At 70.6% G+C, this 19,306-nt stretch carries 20 protein-coding genes and 1 tRNA gene; 14 read left to right on the top strand and 7 right to left on the bottom strand.

The features are described from left to right. Positions 1–84: 84 nt before the first annotated feature. Both ACFXMF_RS32660 and ACFXMF_RS32655 read right to left on the bottom strand, forming a co-directional pair. Positions 85–729: a response regulator transcription factor gene (locus ACFXMF_RS32660; RefSeq protein WP_360308629.1), complete on the bottom strand. Its 645-nt coding sequence runs from the start codon at positions 727–729 to the stop codon at positions 85–87. Between the two features lie 118 nt (positions 730–847). After that, positions 848–2,182 (bottom strand): sensor histidine kinase, encoded by a 1,335-nt coding sequence (locus tag ACFXMF_RS32655; RefSeq protein ID WP_379988521.1) that lies wholly within the window; start codon positions 2,180–2,182, stop codon positions 848–850. A gap of 269 nt (positions 2,183–2,451) precedes the next feature. Here ACFXMF_RS32655 and ACFXMF_RS32650 point away from each other — a divergent pair, with 269 nt between their 5' ends. The 13 genes from ACFXMF_RS32650 (at position 2,452) to ACFXMF_RS32590 (ending at position 14,470) form a co-directional block, all read left to right on the top strand. After that, positions 2,452–2,823 (top strand): NADH-quinone oxidoreductase subunit A, encoded by a 372-nt coding sequence (locus ACFXMF_RS32650; protein WP_360308635.1) that lies wholly within the window; start codon positions 2,452–2,454, stop codon positions 2,821–2,823. Next, positions 2,814–3,416: an NADH-quinone oxidoreductase subunit B family protein gene (locus ACFXMF_RS32645; RefSeq protein WP_360308638.1), complete on the top strand. Its 603-nt coding sequence runs from the start codon at positions 2,814–2,816 to the stop codon at positions 3,414–3,416. Before ACFXMF_RS32650 ends, ACFXMF_RS32645 begins: the two co-directional genes overlap by 10 nt. Next, entirely contained in the window at positions 3,413–4,258 is an 846-nt protein-coding gene (locus ACFXMF_RS32640; protein ID WP_360308641.1) for an NADH-quinone oxidoreductase subunit C, read from the top strand. Before ACFXMF_RS32645 ends, ACFXMF_RS32640 begins: the two co-directional genes overlap by 4 nt. Beyond that, a complete protein-coding gene (locus ACFXMF_RS32635) occupies positions 4,255–5,211 on the top strand; it encodes a complex I subunit 1 family protein (RefSeq protein WP_360308644.1) in 957 nt (318 codons plus the stop codon). The genes ACFXMF_RS32640 and ACFXMF_RS32635 overlap by 4 nt, the downstream gene beginning before the upstream one ends. Further along, positions 5,211–5,762, top strand: a complete 552-nt coding sequence (locus tag ACFXMF_RS32630; RefSeq protein WP_379991043.1) for a NuoI/complex I 23 kDa subunit family protein — start codon at positions 5,211–5,213, stop codon at positions 5,760–5,762. Before ACFXMF_RS32635 ends, ACFXMF_RS32630 begins: the two co-directional genes overlap by 1 nt. Then, on the top strand, positions 5,759–6,319 hold the full coding sequence (locus ACFXMF_RS32625; protein WP_360308650.1) for an NADH-quinone oxidoreductase subunit J: 561 nt from the start codon (positions 5,759–5,761) through the stop codon (positions 6,317–6,319). The genes ACFXMF_RS32630 and ACFXMF_RS32625 overlap by 4 nt, the downstream gene beginning before the upstream one ends. A 7-nt stretch (positions 6,320–6,326) precedes the next feature. Further along, complete coding sequence (gene nuoK / locus ACFXMF_RS32620; protein ID WP_360308653.1) at positions 6,327–6,650, top strand: NADH-quinone oxidoreductase subunit NuoK; 324 nt, start codon at positions 6,327–6,329, stop codon at positions 6,648–6,650. Beyond that, complete coding sequence (locus ACFXMF_RS32615) at positions 6,641–8,539, top strand: NADH-quinone oxidoreductase subunit L (protein WP_379991044.1); 1,899 nt, start codon at positions 6,641–6,643, stop codon at positions 8,537–8,539. Before nuoK ends, ACFXMF_RS32615 begins: the two co-directional genes overlap by 10 nt. 52 nt (positions 8,540–8,591) lie before the next feature. Then, positions 8,592–10,103: an NADH-quinone oxidoreductase subunit M gene (locus tag ACFXMF_RS32610; RefSeq protein WP_360308659.1), complete on the top strand. Its 1,512-nt coding sequence runs from the start codon at positions 8,592–8,594 to the stop codon at positions 10,101–10,103. 1 nt (position 10,104) lies between these two features. Continuing rightward, positions 10,105–11,643, top strand: coding sequence for an NADH-quinone oxidoreductase subunit N (locus tag ACFXMF_RS32605; protein ID WP_360308662.1), 1,539 nt, complete (start codon positions 10,105–10,107; stop codon positions 11,641–11,643). Positions 11,644–11,811: 168 nt separating this feature from the next. After that, positions 11,812–12,672 carry a zinc metalloprotease HtpX gene (gene htpX / locus ACFXMF_RS32600; RefSeq protein WP_360308665.1) on the top strand — a complete coding sequence of 287 codons (861 nt, stop codon included), beginning with the start codon at positions 11,812–11,814 and terminating at the stop codon, positions 12,670–12,672. 130 nt (positions 12,673–12,802) lie between these two features. Next, the gene (locus ACFXMF_RS32595) at positions 12,803–13,207 is read left to right on the top strand and encodes a YccF domain-containing protein (protein ID WP_360308668.1); all 405 of its coding nucleotides are present in this window, start codon (positions 12,803–12,805) and stop codon (positions 13,205–13,207) included. Between the two features lie 282 nt (positions 13,208–13,489). Continuing rightward, on the top strand, positions 13,490–14,470 hold the full coding sequence (locus tag ACFXMF_RS32590; protein WP_360308671.1) for a glycosyltransferase family A protein: 981 nt from the start codon (positions 13,490–13,492) through the stop codon (positions 14,468–14,470). Between the two features lie 162 nt (positions 14,471–14,632). Here ACFXMF_RS32590 and ACFXMF_RS32585 read toward each other — a convergent pair whose 3' ends face one another. Continuing rightward, a complete protein-coding gene (locus ACFXMF_RS32585) occupies positions 14,633–15,121 on the bottom strand; it encodes a YajQ family cyclic di-GMP-binding protein (protein ID WP_360308675.1) in 489 nt (162 codons plus the stop codon). A 173-nt stretch (positions 15,122–15,294) separates the two neighbouring features. Between ACFXMF_RS32585 and ACFXMF_RS32580 the strand changes: the two genes are divergently transcribed. Beyond that, a tRNA-Tyr gene (locus ACFXMF_RS32580) sits at positions 15,295–15,377 on the top strand. A gap of 194 nt (positions 15,378–15,571) precedes the next feature. On the opposite strand, the gene ACFXMF_RS32575 is transcribed toward ACFXMF_RS32580, so the two are convergent. The 4 genes from ACFXMF_RS32575 to ACFXMF_RS32560 all read right to left on the bottom strand — a co-directional run. Next, positions 15,572–16,951: a tyrosine-type recombinase/integrase gene (locus tag ACFXMF_RS32575; RefSeq protein WP_379991042.1), complete on the bottom strand. Its 1,380-nt coding sequence runs from the start codon at positions 16,949–16,951 to the stop codon at positions 15,572–15,574. 70 nt (positions 16,952–17,021) lie between these two features. Beyond that, positions 17,022–17,201 carry a helix-turn-helix transcriptional regulator gene (locus ACFXMF_RS32570; RefSeq protein ID WP_379991041.1) on the bottom strand — a complete coding sequence of 60 codons (180 nt, stop codon included), beginning with the start codon at positions 17,199–17,201 and terminating at the stop codon, positions 17,022–17,024. Between the two features lie 232 nt (positions 17,202–17,433). Next, positions 17,434–18,990 carry an ATP-binding protein gene (locus ACFXMF_RS32565; protein WP_379991040.1) on the bottom strand — a complete coding sequence of 519 codons (1,557 nt, stop codon included), beginning with the start codon at positions 18,988–18,990 and terminating at the stop codon, positions 17,434–17,436. 91 nt (positions 18,991–19,081) lie between these two features. After that, positions 19,082–19,306, bottom strand: a 225-nt coding sequence (locus ACFXMF_RS32560) for a hypothetical protein (RefSeq protein ID WP_380020919.1), incomplete at its 5' end; no start/stop codon positions are given.

Raw genomic sequence — 19,306 nt, 5'->3', positions numbered from 1 at the left:
AAACAAAGAGTCCGCCCCGCTCTGGGGCGGCTGCTCCGATCGACCGGATGATTGCATGGGTCCAGTAATTCGATCCCTACGATGTCAGGATCCGAGATACGCGAGTACCGCGAGGACCCGTCTGTGATCGGTGTCACTGGGTGCGAGACCGAGCTTGCCGAAGATGTTGCTGACGTGTTTCTCCACCGCGCCGTCGGACACCACCAGGGCCTGTGCCACCGCCGCGTTGGTGCGTCCCTCGGCCATCAGACCGAGCACCTCGCGCTCGCGCGGTGTGAGCCTTTCCACCACGTCGCGCTTGCGGGAGCGGCCGAGCAACTGGGAGACCACCTCGGGGTCGAGCGCGGTGCCGCCGCTCGCGACCCGCTCGACCGCCGCGACGAAGTCGCCGACGTCGGCGACCCGGTCCTTGAGCAGATAGCCGACGCCACTGGTGTTGCCCGCGAGCAGTTCCGTCGCGTACTGCTCCTCGACGTACTGTGACAGGACAAGCACGCCGACCTCCGGCAGCGTCGCCCGCATCCGTACCGCCGCCCGAATGCCCTCGTCGGTGTGGGTGGGCGGCATCCGCACGTCCACGACGCACACGTCGGGCCGCAGTTTCCCCGCGACGGCGACCAGTTGCTCGGCGTCCCCGACCTCGCCCACGACCTCGTGACCGCGAGCGGTCAACAAGCGGGACAAACCGTCTCTAAGTAGTACGGAATCCTCAGCGATGACGACGCGCACAGCGTTCACATCCCCCAAATCCGGTAGCCGCACCCGGAGAGCGGGTGCGGCTACAGTCTTCCGGATTCGAGTCGGTGCGGTGGCCCTGGGGGAGTCGGATCTCAGGCCGGGCGCACCCTCACAGCGGCAGCCACACGGTGATCCGGGTGGGACCGCCCTCGGGGCTGTCCACACTGAGCGTGCCGTCCACGCCGCGCACCCGCTCGGTCAGGCCGGCCAGGCCGGATCCCTTGCCCGTTGCGGCGCCGCCCGCGCCGTCGTCGGCGACGATCAGATACATCCGACCGTCCCGGTGGCCCACCGTCACCCACGCGTGCGTGGCGCGCGCGTGCTTGGAGACGTTGGTCAGCAGTTCCGACGCGCAGAAGTAGGCGACCGACTCGATCGGGGCGGGCGGTCGGTCGGGCAGGTCCACCTCGACTCGGACCGGAACCGTGCAGCGGGCCGCGATCGAGGACAGCGCCGCGTCCAGCCCCCGGTCGGTGAGCACCGCCGGGTGGATGCCCCGGGCCAGATCGCGCAACTCCTGGAGGGCGAGCTTGACCTCGTCGTGGGCGGAGGAGACCATCCGCGCGGTCTCGGTGTCCTGACTCGTGCTCAGGTTCTCCTTCGCCATGCCCAGGTCCATCGCCAGCGCCACCAGTCGGGCCTGCGCACCGTCGTGCAGGTCGCGCTCGATCCGGCGCAGGTCGGACGCGGCGGTGTCGACCGCGGCCCCCCGGGACACGGTCAGATCGCGCACCTGCTCGGACAGGAAGGCCGTGCCGAGCAACCCACGCACCATCGCCCGATCCACGTTGGCCATGCCGCGCACCAGCCACGGGGTCGCGAAGAACAGCACCACGCCCGCCACCACGGTCAGCGACACCGGGCCCGGCCCGGCCAGGTAGTGATCGGCGCCCGGCGCGTGCGGCCCGTCGCCCCGCAGCAGCGCGCCCGGCATGTCGGCCCGGCGATACAGCGGCTGGATCAGCGGATAGGCGATCGCGCTCAGCGAGGTCGCCCACAACGCCGTGGTCACGGCGAAGGTGAAAACACCCCAGGGCAGTTGCAGGAACAGATAGAGACTGGCCCGCCACCCGGCCCGGTCGGTCAGCCCGGACCGGATCCATCCGGTGGGCCCGGGGCGGCGCTGCACCGGCGCCGGCGCCCGGACGTGCTCGTCCAGCAGCGCGCTCGCCCGAGCCCGCTCCAGACGGCCGAACGCCCTGCTGCCCAGCAGGGTCAGCGCCAACAGCGGCAGGCCCAGCAGGAACAGGGGGGTGAGGCCGATGCCGAGCATGATGAACACCACGGCGTAGGTGAAACCGATGACGCCGACGGGCAGATTCAGCGCCAGATGGATCGTGTCGGTCCACGTGCGCACCGTGAACGGCGCGCGCAGGATGCCCGGCCGCGCTCGGGCCGGGACATCACCTGTGGACCCGTCGTAGGCAGTCGCGGGTGAGGGCATGGACATGGAGTTGCCTCGCTGGGAGAGAAGCCGATCCGTTGGGTCAACTCTGCCGGTTGCTCCGGGCGGGGCCCATGGCGCGGGTCGGTGTCTTGGGGGTGGGGTTGTCCCTACCACCTTCGGCTCGGGGGCGGTATCGCCGATCCGGCGGGTCGGCCGCACTGGACACCGGGGACAGGTCCGGCGCAACCCCCATAGACTCCCGTGCCACAAACGTACGCAACGAACACGCAACGTTCGGGCAATGTCGATCGGGAGGCGGACGCCGGGTGGAGGGCTACTACGGAACGTACGCGCTCGTGGGTCTGGTGCTGCTCGTCGCGTCGGCCTTCGTCGCGGTGGCGTTCGCCGGCGGGCGACTGCTGCGACCGAGCGTACCCACGCACGAGAAGCTCACGACCTACGAGTGCGGCGTCGACCCGGTGGGCGCGGGGTGGGCGCAGGTCCACATCCGCTACTACCTCTACGCCTATCTGTACGTCATCTTCGCGGTCGACGTGATCTACCTGTTTCCCTGGGCGACGGTGTTCGACGCGCCCGGCTTCGGCGCCACCACCCTGGTGGAGATGTTCGTGTTCGTCGGCTTCCTGGCCACCGGACTGCTGTACGCGTGGCGGAAGGGCGTGCTCGCATGGACCTGACACCTGCACCGGTGGAGCGCACACCGGTCGACCTGCCCCCGCCTCGGCTCGGGGTGCTCTCCCGGCTCGCGCCGGACCCGGTGCGGCTGGTGCTGAACTGGGGACGGCGCTACTCCCTCTGGGTGTTCAACTTCGGCCTGGCCTGCTGCGCGATCGAGTTCATCGCGTCCTCGATGGCCCGGCACGACTTCATCCGGCTCGGCGTGATCCCGTTCGCGCCGGGCCCCCGCCAGGCCGACCTGATGGTCGTGTCGGGGACGGTCAGCGACAAGATGGCGCCCGCGATCAAGCGGCTGTACGAGCAGATGCCCGAGCCCAAGTACGTGATCTCGTTCGGATCCTGCGCGAACTGCGGCGGGCCGTACTGGGATTCGTACTGCGTGACCAAGGGCGTGGACCAGATGGTGCCGGTGGACGTCTACGTGCCCGGCTGCCCGCCTCGGCCGGAGGCCCTGCTCCAGGGCATCCTCAAGCTCCAGGAGCGGATCGCGGTGGAGAACCCGGCCGCGCGATACGGGCGCAAGCTGCCGGCCGCCGCGCTCGGCCGCCCGCTGGTCGCACCGCCGGCGCCGCCGCGGGGGGACGCCCGATGACGCCGGAGGAGCTCGGCGCGGCACTGGGCACGGACCTGGTGCTCGCCGTCTCGGACGCATACGGGCTGCACACTGTCGATGTCGCCCCGAAACACTGGGTCGCCGCGCTGACCGCGGCGCGGGACGGGCTCGGCTGCGCGTTCTTCGACTGGCTCACCGCGGTGGACGAACTCGCCGACGGCTTCGACGTGGTCGCGCACGTGTGCGCGATCCCGACCGGGCCCAGGTTGTTGCTGCGCACGCGCGTGCCGCGCGAGGCCGCGGTGCTGGCGACCGCGTCCGGGGTGTACGCCGGGGCCCGCTGGCACGAGCGCGAGACGCACGAGATGTTCGGCATCGACTTCACCGACCACCCGGGGCTGGACCCGCTGTTGTTGCCGGACGGCTTCGAGGGACACCCGCTGCGCAAGGAATTCGTCCTGGCCGCTCGGGTGGCCAAGGCATGGCCGGGCGCCAAGGAGCCGGGCGAGTCCGATCACGGCGGTGGACCGGGCCGCTCGCCGGGCCGTCGCCGCACGCTGCCGCCGGGCGTGCCCGACCCGGCGACCTGGGGTCCGCACAAGGAGGAGGCGGCGGCCGAGGCCGCTGCCGCCGCCGAGGAACGCCCGCGCCGCGCCCGCAGCGCCGCGGCCGGTTCGGCGAGCCGGGCCGGCGAGGGCGCACCACCCGCACGTCGCACCCGCAGCGCCGCGCAGGGTTCGGCGAGCCAGGCCGACGAGACCCCGCCGCCGCCCGCCCGCCGTTCGCGCAGCGCGGCCGACGGTTCGGCGAGCCAGGCGCCGCCGACCCCCGCGGCCGAACCCCCGGACAGCGGCCCGTCCACCGAAGGGGACGCCCCGTGAGTCTCCTCGACGTGTGCCTGCGGCTCGCCCTCGTGCTCGGGGCGTTCCTGGTGCTGCCCCTGCTGATCGGCCAGACCGAGCACAAGGTGATGGCGCACATGCAGGCCCGGGTCGGCCCGATCTACGCGGGCGCCTTCCACGGCTGGGCCCAATTGGTCGCCGACGGCGTCAAGTTCGCCCAGAAGGAGGACATCGTCCCGGCCGGCGCCGACCGCAGAGTGTTCAAGCTCGCGCCGGCCGTCGCGCTGATCCCCTACTTCGTGGTGCTGATCGCCATCCCGATCGGGCCGCACGGCCTGGTCGGCCGCACCGTCGACGCCGGCATCGTGTTCGTGCTCGCGGTGATGGGCGTCGGCGTGCTCGGTTCGCTGATGGGCGGCTGGGCCTCGGCCAACAAGTACTCGTTGCTCGGCGGCATTCGCTCGGCCGCCCAACTCATGGCCTACGAACTGCCGATGTTGCTGGCCGCGGCCTCGGTCGCGATGGCCGCCGGGACCGTGTCGCTGCCCGGCATCGTCGAGGGCTTCGAGTGGTGGTGGCTGCCCTGGCAGGCGATCGGCGGCGTGGTCTTCTTCACCGCCGGCCTGGCCGAGATCCAGCGCCCGCCGTTCGACATGCCGGTCGCCGACTCGGAGATCATCTTCGGCGCCTACACCGAGTACTCCGGCCTGCGCTTCGCGCTGTTCCTGCTGTCCGAGTACGCCGGGATCCTGATCGTCTGCGCGCTGACCACCGTGCTGTTCCTGGGCGGTTGGCACGGACCGTGGTCGGACTCGGTCGGCTGGTTGTGGACCCTGCTCAAGACCGGGCTGCTCGCGTTCGTGGTGATCTGGCTGCGGGTCAGCTATCCGCGACTGCGCGAGGACCAACTGCAAAAGCTCGCGTGGACGGTGCTCGTCCCGCTCGCGCTCGGCCAACTCGTCCTGACCGGCGTGGTAAAGGTGGCGACCTGATGAAGGGCCTGGCCAAGGGCCTGGCGGTGACCCTCAAGACCCTCACCAAGAGGTCCGTCACCCAGTCCTATCCGGAGGTCATGCCGGAACTGCCGCCCCGCTCGCGCGGGGTGATCGCGCTGTTCGAGGAGAACTGCACGGTCTGCATGTTGTGCGCACGCGAATGCCCGGACTGGTGCATCTACATCGACTCGCACAAGGAGGTCGTGCCCGCCCGCGAACCCGGCGCGCGCGACCGCACCCGCAACGTGCTCGACCGCTTCGCGATCGACTTCGCGCTGTGCATGTACTGCGGGATCTGCGTCGAGGTGTGCCCGTTCGACGCGCTGTTCTGGTCGCCGGAGTTCGAGTACGCGACCGGCGACATCCACGAACTCACCCACGAGAAGGACAAGCTGCGCGCGTGGATGTGGACCGTCCCGCCGCCACCCGCACTGGACGAGCACGCCGAGGACCCCAAGGAACTGATCCAGGCCCGCAAGGCCGTCGAGAAGGCGGAGAAGGCCGCGGCGGCGGCCGCCGCCGCGTCGAAACCGGAGGAGACCCCGTGAACCTCGCCGCCACCGAGCACGGTTTCCTCTCGCCCACCGGCGCCGAGATCGCCTTCGTGCTGATCGGCCTGGTCGTGCTCGGCTCCGCGCTGCTCGTGGTGAGCACCCGTCAGGTGGTGCACGCCGCGTTGTGGCTGGTGGTCACGCTCGGCGGCCTGGCCGCCGAGTACCTGCTGCTCACCGCCGAGTTCATCGCCTGGGTCCAGGTGCTGATCTACGTCGGCGCGGTCGTGGTGCTGCTGCTGTTCGGCCTGATGCTCACCAAGGCGCCGATCGGCTACTCCGAACCGGTCGACCCGATCGCCCGGATCCCGGCCGCCGCGGTCGCGCTGGGCGCCACCGCGACCCTGCTCACCGTGATCGTGGACGCGTTCCGCACCGCCTACTTGCACCTGGGCGAGGACACCGTGGGCAGCACCGAGGTCACCGGACAGAGCCTGTTCAAGGTGTGGGTGTTGCCGTTCGAGGTGTTGTCCGTGCTGCTGCTGGCCGCGCTGATCGGCGCCATCGTGCTCTCCCGTTCCCGCTCGCGCGTGCACTCGGGCCGGAAGGACTGACCCCGCGATGCATCTGGTCTACCCGCTCGTCCTCGCCGTCCTGCTGTTCGGCATCGGGCTCTACGGGGTGATCGCGCGCCGCAACGCGATCCTCGTCCTGATGTCGATCGAGCTGATGCTCAACGCGGTCAACGTCAACCTGGTCGCGTTCGACATGTACCTGCGCGACACGCTGCACGCCGGTCAGGCGCTGACCCTGTTCGTGATCACCATCGCCGCCGCCGAGATCGGCCTGGGCCTGGCGATCGTGCTGCTGGTCTACCGCAACCGGGCCACCACCGACATTCCCGAACTGCGCGAGCTCGCCGAGCACAAGGAGGGATCGGTATGACGGTCGCCGCCGCGACGGCCACCGGCCTGCCCGCGCTCGCCGCCCTGCTCGGGCTGTTCCTCGGCCGCCGGGTGCGCCCGGTCCTGATCGCGGTACCCGCCGCCCTGGTCGCCTGCGGCCTCGCGATCGCGGTGGCCGCCGGCATCGGCGACGACGTGCGCGATTCGGCGGTGCGGCTGACCCCCACCGGCGCCCTGGACATCACCCTGGGGCTGCGTGTGGACGGACTCGCGGCGCTGTCCGCGGTGCTGGTCACCGCAGTCGCGCTGCTGGTCCAGGTCTACTCGGCCGCCTACCTGCGTCGGGACCCGCGCTACTCGTCCTACGCCGCGCTGGTGTCGTTGTTCACCGCCGCGATGTTGCTCGTCGTGTACACCGGCGACCTGATCGTGCTCCTGGTCGGCTGGGAGGTGATGGGCGTCTGCTCGTACTTCCTGATCGGTCACCACTGGGAGACCGAAGCGGCCCGCTCGGCCTCGATCAAGGCGTTCGTGGTCACCAAGCTCGGCGACGTGCCGTTCCTGATCGGCATCCTGGTGCTCGCCGCGGGCGCCGACTCGTTCCGGATCCGCGACGTGCTCGCCGCGGTGCCTGAGGGCGGCGCGGGCTGGGTCACCGCGGGCACCCTGCTGATGCTCGGCGGCGTCGCGGGCAAGTCCGCCCAGGTGCCCCTGCAGACCTGGTTGCCGGACGCGATGGCCGGCCCGACCCCGGTGTCCGCGCTGATCCACGCGGCCACCATGGTCGCCGCCGGCGCCTACCTGGTGGCCCGCCTGTACCCGGCCTTCCTGGCCGCGCACGCGACGCTGATCGTGCTCGCGGTGCTGGCCGCGGTGACCATGATCGGCTCGGCCCTGGCCGCGCTCGCCCAAGAGGACCTCAAGCGGGTGCTCGCCTGGTCGACGGTCGGCCAACTCGCCTACATGACCGGCGGGCTCGCCGTCGGCGGACGCGACGCGGCGGTGTTCCACCTGCTCTCGCACGGCGCGTTCAAGGCGCTGCTCTTCCTCGGCGCCGGGGTGGCCGTCCACGTCGCCGGGACCGGCGCGCTGGCCGGCATGGGCGGGCTGCGACGCCGGGCACCGATCGCGTTCTGGACCATGACCGCCGGGCTCGCCGCACTCGCGGGCGTGCCGCCGTTCGCCGGCTTCTTCAGCAAGGAGGCGGTGCTCGGCGCGGCCGAGCACACCGCCGCCGGGCACGGCTCGGTCCCGACGGTGGCCGGTTGGCTGGTCCTGGTGGCCGGGCTGCTCACCGCCGTGTTGACCGCGGCCTACGCGACCCGGGTCTGGTTGCGGGTGTTCTTCGGGCCGACCCGCGAGGGCGCGGCCGGCGCGGAGGTGCCCGCGCACGCGGACGCGGCGGACTACGGCGGGCCCGCGCACGCGGGTGAGGCGCCCGCCGCGATGGTGTGGCCGCTGATCGTGCTCGCGGTGCCCACCGTGCTGTTCGGCTTCGTGGCGTTCCCGGGCCTGCCGCCCTTCGGCAGCGACCTGGGCTATCCCGACCTGGCCCCGCACCTGTGGACCACCGTGCTCGCGCTGCTCGCCCTGGTCCTGGGCGCCGGCGCGGTCGCCGCGTCGTGGCGGCGCGACCCGGCCGCCGATCCGGCCCGGATGCCGGGTCGGCTGCGCGGTCCGGCGCTGCGCGGGTTCGACGTGGACCGGTTGTACGCGGCGCTGGTCCTGACCCCGGTCCGACTCGCCGCCAGGGCGGCCCGGTTCGCGGACACGGCCGTCGTCGACACCTACGTCGAGGGCGCCGCGCAGAGCGCGTGGCTGCTCGGCGGCGGGATTCGCCGGGGCCAGAACGGCAACGCCCGGCTCTACCTGACCGGCCTGTTCGCGGGCGTGGTCGTGCTCGCCGTCGCCGTGGCGGTGGGTTCGTGACCCGCGCGCGATCGTTGCCCCCGACGCCCTCTCATGCCCAGGAGACCTCGCGGTGAGCGTCGTGCTGATCCTCGTCGTGGCCGTGCCGTTGCTCGGCGCCGCCCTGCTCGCCCTGCCCGGGGTCGGAGATCGCGCGGCCCGACTGGTCGGCGTCGGCGCGAGTGCGGCGGCCCTGGTCGGGGCCGTGCTGCTCGCGTGCGACTTCGACCGCGGGCGCGGGATGCAGTTCGAGACCGACGTGTCCTGGGCGCCCTCGCTGGGCCTGCGCTTCCACCTGGGCATCGACGGCATCTCGCTGCCGCTGCTGCTGCTCGCCGCGCTGCTCACGTTGCTGGTCGCCGTCCACAGCCTGTGGAACATTCCGCCCGGAGGCGACGCCCGCGCGTTCGTCGCGCTGTTCCTGCTCCTGGAGACCGGCACGCTGGGCACCTTCGCGGCGCTGGACCTGATCCTGTTCTTCCTCTTCTTCGAGGTCGTCCTGGTCCCGATGTACTTCCTCATCAACCGCTGGGGAAGTCCGGGCGAACGCGGCCCGGCCTCGTACAAGTTCATCCTGTACACGCTGCTCGGCTCGGCCGTGATGCTGCTCGGCTTCCTGCTGATCCAGGCGAAGACCGGCACCTTCGACATGGTCGAACTCGCCGAGCGGCACGGCGCGGGCATGTCGCACGGCGTCCAGGTACTGGCGTTCCTGGCGATCGGTCTGGGCCTGGCGGTCAAGGTGCCGATGTGGCCGCTGCACACCTGGCTGCCCGACGCGCACACCGCCGCACCGACGGCCGGTTCCGTGCTGCTGGCCGGCGTGCTGCTCAAGATGGGTACCTACGGCCTGATCCGGATCGCGGTGCCGATGTTGCCGGAGGGCGCCGAGACGTTCGCGCCGTATCTGGCCGCGTTCGGCGTGGTCGGCATCGTGTACGGCTCGCTGGTGTGCCTGGCGCTGCTGCGTGACCCGGACGGCGACCTCAAGCGCATCATCGCCTACTCGTCGGTGGGCCACATGGGCTTCGCGCTGCTCGGCATCGCCACCCTCACCCCGCAGGGCGTCAACGGCGCGCTGTTCGTCAACATCGGCCACGGCCTGGTCACCGGCCTGCTGTTCTTTTTGGCCGGCGCGGTCAAGGACCGGCACGGCACCGCGCTGCTGGGCCGACTCGGCGGCGGGATGTACGGCCGCACCCCCCGGCTCGGCGCGCTCGTCGCGTTCGGCGCGGTGGCCGGCCTCGGGCTGCCCGGGCTGGCCGGGTTCTGGGGCGAACTGCTCGCGATGTACGGCGCGTACGAGCCCGCGGCCGGGTTGTCCACCGGCGGCTACCGGACCTTCCTGGTCCTGGCCGGCCTGGGCACCGTGCTGACCGCGGCCTACATGCTCGGTCTGGTCCGCCGGTTGTGCATGGGCCCGGCGGGCGAGGCCCCGACGGGCCGGCCGGAGGTCGACGTGACCGGCCGCGAGGTCGTGGTGTGGACCCCGCTCGTCGCGCTGACCCTGCTCGCCGGCCTGTGGCCGGCCACCGTGCTCGCGATCACCGACCCGGCCGTGCGCGCCCTCATGGGAGGCAGTTGACATGCCGTTCGACGTCCAGTCGATCGACTGGCTCGCGATCGGGCCGGTGGTCGCGGTCGCGGTCGCGGCCCTCGTGGTGCTGCTCGCGGACCTGTTCCTGGAGGGTGCGCGCAAGGCCGTGCTGCCCTGGCTGACCCTGGCCGGACTCGGCGCGGCGCTGGTGTCCTTGCTGCCGCTGCACAGGGACGACTCCGCTGCGCGCGGCACCTTCTGCTCGCCGTCGGGCTGCTCGTACGTGGTCACCGACCTGACCCTGGTGCTGCAACTGGTGCTGCTCGGCTCGGCGGTCGTGGTGGTGCTGCTGTCGATGCCGATGTCCTCGGTGCCCAGGACGGGGGAGACCGAGGGCGAGGTGCCCGGCGGCGAGTACCACTTCCTGCTGCTGTCCTCGGTGACCGGCGCGGTCGCGCTGGCCGGCGCGCGCGACCTGCTGACCCTGGTGGTCGCCCTGGAGACGTTGTCGCTGCCCGCGTTCGCGCTGGTGGGCCTGCGCCGGGACGGCCCGGGCGGCGAGGCGGCCCTGAAGTTCTTCCTGCTGTCCGTGGCCGCGACGGCGGTGATGTTGTTCGGCGTGAGCCTGGTCTACGGGAGCACCGGCAGCGTGCACCTGGCCAGGATCGCGGCCGACCTGGAGCGGCTGGATCCGCGGTTGACCGCGGTGGCCGCGACCGGCGCGATGTTGACCATGGTCGGGTTCGCCTTCAAGGTCGCGGCGGTGCCGTTCCACTTCTGGGTGCCGGACACCTATCGCGGCGCGCCGATCCCGGTCGCCGCCTACCTGTCCGTGGTCTCCAAGACCGCCGGCTTCGCCGGACTGCTCCTGGTCGCCGGCATCGCCTTCCGGCCGTACGCGCACATCTGGGGTCCGGCGCTCGCGGTGCTCGCCGCGGCGACGATGACCGCGGGCAATGTGGCCGCACTGCGCCAGACGGACGCGGTGCGGCTGTTGGCGTGGTCCTCGATCGCCCAGTCGGGCTACGTGCTGGTCCCGTTCGGAACCGCCGCCGGGCACGGCGAGGACCTGGCCGACACGCTGCCCGCGGCCGTTGCCTACCTCGCGGTGTACGCGGTGATGAACCTGGGCGCGTTCGCGGTGGTGACCCTGGTGGCGCGCGAGCGCGGCGGCCTGGTCTCCGATCACCGCGCGCTGTTCCGCTCGCGTCCGGTCGGCGCTGCGGCGATGGCGTTCTTCCTGCTGTGCCTGGCCGGCATCCCGCCGGGCCTGGCCGGGCTGTTCGCGAAGGTGACCGTGTTCCAGGCGGTGATCGACTCCGGCACCGGCTGGCTCGCGGTGGTGATGGCGGTCAACGTGGTGATCGGGCTGTACTACTACCTGGTGTGGACCGCGCAGTTGTTCGCGCCCGCCCTACCGGGGCCGCCGAGCCCCGCGGGCGGCCGGTCCGGCGCGGTCGACGGCGCGGTTCGCACGCCGGCCCCGTTGGTCGCCGCACTGGTGGTCACCGGGGCGCTCGGGGTGCTGCTCTCGGTCGCGCCACAGGTGGTGCTGCACGTGCTCACCGTGCCGGGTCTACTGGGCTGACCTGCGGTTCCGGCCCCGGAGCGGGGGTTATGCCCGCTCCGGGAGGGAACTCTGCGAGGCGTTGTCCCGTTGCGAAAGAAGAGACAACGGGCAGAGGGCGACAAGCCGGCGGATATTCCGCAAGGACCCGCATTGTCACCCCTGGGACGCTTGCGAGAGGACTCTGCCGTGCACGGCCAGCACAACGGACTGAAGACCGCCGTACTGCTCGGCGGCATGTCGGCGCTCATCCTGGTCGTCGGCAGCTTCTTCGGTCGGACCGGGTTGATCATCGCCCTGTTCGTGGCCCTGGCCACGAACGGCTACGCCTACTTCAACAGCGACAAGATCGCACTGCGCTCGATGCGCGCGCGCCCGGTCAGCGAGGCGGAGAACCCCGAGCTGTACCGGATCGTGCGCGAGCTCTCCAACGACGCCCGGCAGCCGATGCCGCGGCTGTACATCTCGCCCACCGAGGCCCCGAACGCCTTCGCCACCGGCCGCAACCCGCGCAACGCGGCGGTGTGTTGTACGACCGGCATCCTGCGCATCCTGGACGCGCGCGAGTTGCGCGGGGTGATCGGGCACGAGCTGTCGCACGTCTACAACCGGGACATCCTGATCTCGTCGGTGGCCGGCGCGCTGGCCAGCGTGATCATGTTCCTGGTCAACTTCGCGTGGCTGATCCCGATCGGCCGCAGCAACGACGACGACGGTCCGGGCCTGTTCGGGATGCTGGCGATCATGATCCTGGGCCCGCTCGCGGCGAGTGTCATCCAGTTGGCGGTCAGTCGTTCGCGTGAATATCAGGCGGACGCCTCCGGGGCCCGGCTCACCGGCGACCCGATGGCGCTGGCGAGCGCGCTGCGCAAGCTGGACGCGGGCACCCAGGCGCTGCCGCTGCCGCCGGAGCCGAAGTTGCAGACCACCAGCTCGCTGATGATCGCCAACCCGTTCCGGCGCGGCGCGGGCGGGATGAGCAAGCTGTTCTCGACGCACCCGCCGATGGCGGACCGGATCGCCCGGCTCGAGGCGATGGCGGGGCACTGACGGGGGCCGCCGCTCGGCGGGTTCGGGCTCGGGTGGGTCGTGGGTCGTGGGCCGTCCGTCCCGACCTTCGGCCCCGACCGTCAGTCCTGCGGGGGACGTCAGCGGACGCGGGGCGGGGTAGAACAAGTCCGTGAAAACTGTCCTGAACATCATTTGGCTCGTGTTCTCCGGCCTGTGGCTGGCCATCGGCTACGCCATCGCCGGCATTGTCTGCTTTCTGCTGTTCTTCCTCGTCGTGACCATCCCACTGGGCATCGCCTCCTTCCGGATCGCGGCCTACGCGCTGTGGCCGTTCGGTCGTCGGGTGGAGTGGCGGCGCGACGCCGGCGCCGGGTCGCTGCTCGGCAACATCCTGTGGATCGTGCTGTTCGGCTGGTGGCTGGCGCTCGCCCACCTGGTCACCGGCGTCATCCTGTGCATCACGGTGATCGGCATCCCGCTCGGGTTGGCCAACTTCAAGCTCATCCCGGTCTCGCTCACCCCGCTGGGCCGCGAGATCGTCTCGACCGACGACCCGATGCACGTGGGCGTCTGACCGGACCACCGCACCCGCCGTCCGGGCCCGGCGCCCACCGGGCGACCCCGCCGTCCGAGCCCGGACGGCTGTACGGACGGCCGTCCGGGCGGCCCTTGGTCGACCGGCCGGCGCTGGGCCCGGACAGGCCAATCGCGTGATCTCGTACGAGGGAGACCCGCCGCAACCGCTGTAGCCGCGCTCCCGGTGTGTCGATATGTCCCGGTAGGCCCGGGTAGACGCACTGCACCGGGAATGGACCCCACCGGGAAACGAACCCCATCGGGAAGCGCGGAGGTTGCCGTGGCGGCGACGGTCAGTGTCATCGTTCCGACCCGCGACCGCACGGCCCTGCTGGCCGATGCCCTGCGCAGCGTGGCCCTCCAGGGCATGCGGGACATCGAGGTCGTCGTGGTCAACGACGGCGGCGCGGACGTCGCGGGGGTGCTGCCGCTGGGCGTCCGGGGGATGACCGTACGACTGCTCTCCTTCCCCCGCTCACGCGGCCCGGCCGCGGCCCGCAACGCCGGTCTGGAGATCGCCACCGGGCGCTTCGTCGCCTTCCTCGACGACGACGACATGTACCTGCCGGGCCACCTGGACCGGGCCCTGGCCGCGCTGGAGAGCACCGGCTCGGACGCGATCTACGCGGACTGCATCCTCAGCGGCGACCGGACGATGCCGGGCGAGACGCCGGGCAGCGCGTACCACTACGACTTCCCGTACGACCCGGACATGCTCTCGGTGGCCAACTTCGTGCCGACCACCGCCGTGGTCGCGCGCAATCCCGCGCACACCGCGCCCGCGTCCTGGTTCCGCTTCGACCCCGAACTGCCGCTCCTGGTCGACTGGTCGTTGTGGCTGCGGCTGGTGCACGACCGGGGCTGGTCGTTCGCCCGGTTGTCCGAGCCGGGTGTGGTCTATCACCGGGAACCGGTCGATTCGAGCCTGTCCGGCGGCGCGGCGGCCCAACTCGACTCGCTGGACCGGTACGAGGACACCTACCGCACGATCGTCGCCCGCTGGCCCGTGCCGCCCACCGGCCGCGTCGCCCGCTTCCGCCGGCACGCGCTGACCATGTTCGCGATCGCCCGGGAGCAACTCTCCACCGGCGCGCACCTGGCCCCGTTCGCCTACGAGGACGCCCTCCGCGTCCTGCACGCGGGCTTCACCGGCCGTCTGGAGGAGGACACCGTCCCCACCCGCCTGTCCACCGTCCTGACCGGCACCGACGCCCACACCATCGACGCCTGCGGCCCCCTGGTGGAACGCGTGCAGCAATAGGGCGTGGCGGGGTCGGCCCGGCCGGGCGAACCACAAAGGGCACAGCGAGGACCGTGGACCCACCGTCCCCGGCGATCCCGTCCTCGCTGTGCCCTCGACCCGGGTACCACCGGGCCCGCCGCCACCGCGCCGCCGCACGTCACCGCAGGCCGACGGCCTCGGTCAGCGGTAGTTCACGAACTGCAACGCGAAGTCCAGGTCCTTGCCCTTGAGCAGCGCGATGACCTCCTGGAGGTCGTCCCGGTTCTTGGACGACACCCGCAGCTCCTCGCCCTGGATCTGCGCCTTGACGCCCTTGGGGCCCTCGTCGCGGATGATCTTGGAGACCTTCTTCGCGTTCTCCTGGGAGATGCCCTCCTGGATCGACGCGAAGATCTTGTACTCCTTGCCGGACGCCTTCGGCTCACCGGCGTCGAGCGACTTGAGCGAGATGCTGCGCTTGATCAGCTTGCCCTGGAACACGTCGAGGATCGCGTTCACACGCTCCTCGGAGTTGGCGCGCAACTCGATCTGCTCGCCGGTCCAGCCGATGTGCGCGCCGACGTTCTTGAAGTCGAACCGCTGCGCGATCTCCTTCGAGGTCTGGTTCAGCGCGTTGTCGACCTCCTGACGGTCGACCTTGGACACGATGTCGAAAGAGGAGTCAGCCAAGGCTCGGAATCGCTTTCTGTGGGATCTGAGTGGGAAAAAAGGCAACCCCACCACCCTAGAGCGTCCCCCACGACCCCGACCCCGACCGCACACCCCCACCCGATCCGATACCGAGTGGCGGACCACCCCGGGTGGTCCGCTATTGTTGTCCCGTCGCGCCGCAAGGCGCACACGGCGGGTTGCCCGAGCGGCCAAAGGGAGCAGACTGTAAATCTGCCGGTGTATGCCTACGTTGGTTCGAACCCAACACCCGCCACACCGTGAAGAAGGCCCCTGATCAGCGGAAACGCTGACCAGGGGCCTTCTTCGTTCGAGAAAACAGGCCGATGCTTGAAAAGCGTGGCTTGTCTCACCTTGTCCCACCAAATCTCGGGGGTGGCTCAGCCGGTGAGGAACATGCGTGGAACGGATCCCGGACGGACGCAGCTCGCTCCGGTCGTCCCGACCGCGTCACGAGCCTTCGGCCCGCCACTGCCTCATAGCCTCCGAAATCTTGCGGTTGGCCTGCTCGGCGACGCCCGGTAGGCACTTGGCGTACACGCGCAGCAGCACGTTCACGCTGTGCCCGGCGCGGCGGGCCACCTCCGTCGGGTCGACGCCGGAATTGAGCCATAGCGACACGCACGCGTGCCGCAGGTCGTAGGGCCGCTTGGCGAGGGAAGAATCCACCTGTTCGGCGCTGAACGCGGCCACGCGGGCACGTCGCCACACCTCGCCGTACCCGCTCTCCTGGACCATGCCGCCGCGGGCGGTGCGGAAGAGCCGCCCGTCCGGAGCCGCGCCATGGACGTACACGTGCCATCGGAGCATCGCCACCAGCTCCGGCGGGATCGGCACCGGGCGTGTCGCCTTCCTCGCGCGCCCCTTCAGTGAGCGCTTGTCGTGAGACTTCCGGTCGTCGGTCCAGGCCGACCCCACCCGAGGACGCGACTCGCGCAGCTTCAGGACGCCCCATCCGCGCTTGGGCAGCACGCAGTCCTTGCGCATCAGCCACACGACCTCGGCCGGGCGCATCCCGGCGTGGTACATGCAGCCGAAGAACGCGGCCAGGTGCCGACCGCGGGCGCTCTCGGCGTACACGGCATCAAGCAGCACATCGGCTTGGCGTGGGTTGACCACGTTCTCCGGCTCGACCTGCTCGGAGACTTTCGGGGCGGTCCACTGGACCGTTCCGAGCGGGTTGGCGGTCAGACGGCGGGTCTCCACAGCGAAGCCCAGGGCGTTGTGGAAGATGGCCCGCTTGCGCTGCACGGTGGAAGGGGCCGCCGCGTCGCCGTCGAGCCGCTTCCCGAACGCGGACAGCACCTTCCGCATGACGATCGCGTCGTCCAGCGCGCTCATCGGAAGCGCGTGCTTCTTGACCCACCGGAGTGTTTCCACCACCTCCGGCGGCGCCTCCTCATCCCAGCGATTCACGTTGAACGCCCACCCGTAGAGCGCAAGCCGGAATGCTTCCGGCGTCGGCTTGCGTCGACCGTGCGCCACCAGCACGGGCGTCGCGGTCGCGAGCGCATCCGCCAACGTCGTCCGCGTCTTGGCCGGCGAGTCGTCCCACTTCATCTCGATGTAGTCGCGAGCGTGGGTGTACCAGGTGACGTCGTCCAGGGCGCGAGCCTCCGGCATGGGCAACCCGCTGATCTCGTCAAAGGCGGTGCCGTCCTGGATGAACTTCAAGAGTTCGGCACGCCGATTGTCCGCAAGTCCCTTGGTCTTGAAGGTCTTCGAGCACGGGTTGCCACCGACCTTCCAGCGGACTTCGTACGTCGTCCCCTTGGCGCGTTCGTGGACGCGGAGTTCCCAGATGCGGACCTTGAACGATGGCTTGAGCAAGCTGACTTCCTCATGGGAGGGCCCGGTCCGGTAACCCGGACCGGGCCGCAGTGATGGCGTGGTTGCTCGGTCAGTCGTTCAGGGACGCCCACCAGGCGTCCACGTCCGCACGGCGGAACCTGAGCTGACCGTTCGGGAGCTTCTTGGATTTCGGCGCGAGCCCCTTGGCCCGCATCCGGTAGAACGAAGCGCGCGAGATGTCCAACTCGTCCAGGACATCGGGCAACTTCAGCGTCTTCGGTCGACTCACCGGTGCACTCCTGTGGCTGGTGACTCCGGCGCGGGTCTTGGTCCCGGCGCCGCTGCGGGTGAAGGGGTCGCGGCCCCGCCCCGGGAAAGCGCGTTTCGGAAAGTGCCTGCATTTCATCGTCCGCATCGTCCGCACCGTCCGCGCGAACATGAAGGTGCTGGTCAGAGGGGGTGTGCCTGCGGACGATACGGGGCGTCGCATCGTCCGCAGGACCGTCCGCATCGTCCGCAGCTCACGCCCGTGTGGACGATGCGGACGTCGCGCGGACGATGTGGGGTGTCGGATCGTCCGCGCGTTTTCGCTGGTCAGGTGCCGTTGCGGACGACGCGGACGATGCGGACGATGAAATACGGGCACCTTCCGATGTCGTCGTCCGCGTGGTGTCGATCAGGACGATCAGACGTTCGCGATTGCGGTCGGCGGACCGCTGGTCGAGATCCACCGTGATGCCGAAGGCCCGCAGCGCGGGGACGTTGCGCTTGATCTGTTCACGCATGCGTCGCACGTTCGGCCAGTCCTTCGGCGGACGGGGTTCGCCGTGGGCGTCCTTCGGGGTCAGGTTCTCCCACAGTTGGGTGGGGGTGCCCGTCCACCGTCCGCCGGGCGTGGCCTCGGCGAAGTCCCGCAGTGCCTCGCCGAATTGGGACAGTGACTCGGCTTCGGTGGCACTTGCGAGTGCGAGGTAGCGCGGCAGGCTCTTCCAGCCCGTGGCGCGGTCGAGCGCGGCGAGAACCCGGGCGAAGTCGGCCATGCGGGCGACGCCACCGGTGGTGACGTGGTCCCGCCCGGCAAGCACCGCCGACAGGAGGTCGAGCAGGGCACCGAGCGCGCTGGGCAGCGCTTCGGCGTATTCGGCCCACACGTCCCGCTCGTCCTTGTATTCGATGATCGGCAACAGGTCGATCGGCAACAAGCGGTTGGCCAAGTCGCCCTGTCCGCCGACCGGTTCGATCCCGTTGATGATGATCGGTCGCCGGAAGCTGATCACCGACACGTCGTTGTCGGTATAGAGCGCCCTGTCGATCATGCCTTCGCCTGTCGAGGCCCGGCACAGCCAGTCGGAGAACTCGTCCGAGATGACGGACACGTTGTCGATGCCGCTGGTCCACCCGGCGTAGGCACCGATGATCCACGCCTTCACGTCGCGGGGCGTGGACCGTGTCGGCGCCGGTGACGGGCTGATCGCGTTCACGATCATTCGAGTCGCGACCGACTTGGCGGAGCCTCGAAGTCCGAACAGGCCGAGAACGGGATACGGCAGATCGGGCAGGAGCGCGCCGACCATCCAACCGACGATCAGGGGCCAGTCGTCGTCGGCGACGTTGAACAGCGCCCGGAACGCGTCGATGGTGCCCCCGGCTACTGGGGTCGGCAACGGTGCGATGAGCTTCGTCCGCCGGAACAGCACCGGTGAGCGCTGTTCGATCCTCCAGCCGTCCGCCGTGGCGACGACGCACCGCCCGTCCGCGGTGCCGAGGTCGAGAACGACGGCTTCACCGTGTGCGGCGACCCGCAGGTTGACGGGCTCGGGATCGCACGCGTACGCCTCTCCCGTGAACACGGCGATGGCATCCGACAGCGCGCCCGCTCCGGGGACCTGTCCGCCGCAAGCGTCGGTGTACACCCGGGCCATCTGCACCCGCAATCCGCCGACCCCGGTCAACGGCAGCGCTACGGACGGCCCGTCGACCTGGACCGCATACGCCGTGCCGTCCTGTCCCATGAGCGGGCGGTATCGCTCCCGAATCAGCTCCAACAGGATCGTGGCCTGAGCCTTCTTCTCACTCACTGCATGCCTCCTTTCATCGGGCTGCGGCCATTCCCTCGGGGGCCGGGGCGGTCGTCGGGTTCGGTGGCCCGTCGGCCGCCCCGGGGTGGTGTCAGACCTTCAGGTCGGCGATCTCCTTGGTGCGGCTGGGGAAGAGGACGCGGCGGGAGACGGTGGCGAGGACGATGCGCTTGTTGGTGCGGTGTGCGGAGGTGAGCAGGTTTCGTCCGGTGGTCAGCGCGTGGGTGTCGGTCGGTTCGCTGTAGTTCTTGCTGCCGCGCTTGTTGCCGGCGGCGTCCTTGAACTCGATGTGGAACTCGGCCATGGCGGAGCGACC

Origin of the sequence: Embleya sp. NPDC059213 (assembly GCF_042754445.1) — a bacterium.
GTDB lineage: Bacteria > Actinomycetota > Actinomycetes > Streptomycetales > Streptomycetaceae > Embleya.
The sequence above is the reverse complement of the archived record's forward strand: the minus strand, read 5'-3'. Positions and strand labels throughout refer to the sequence as shown.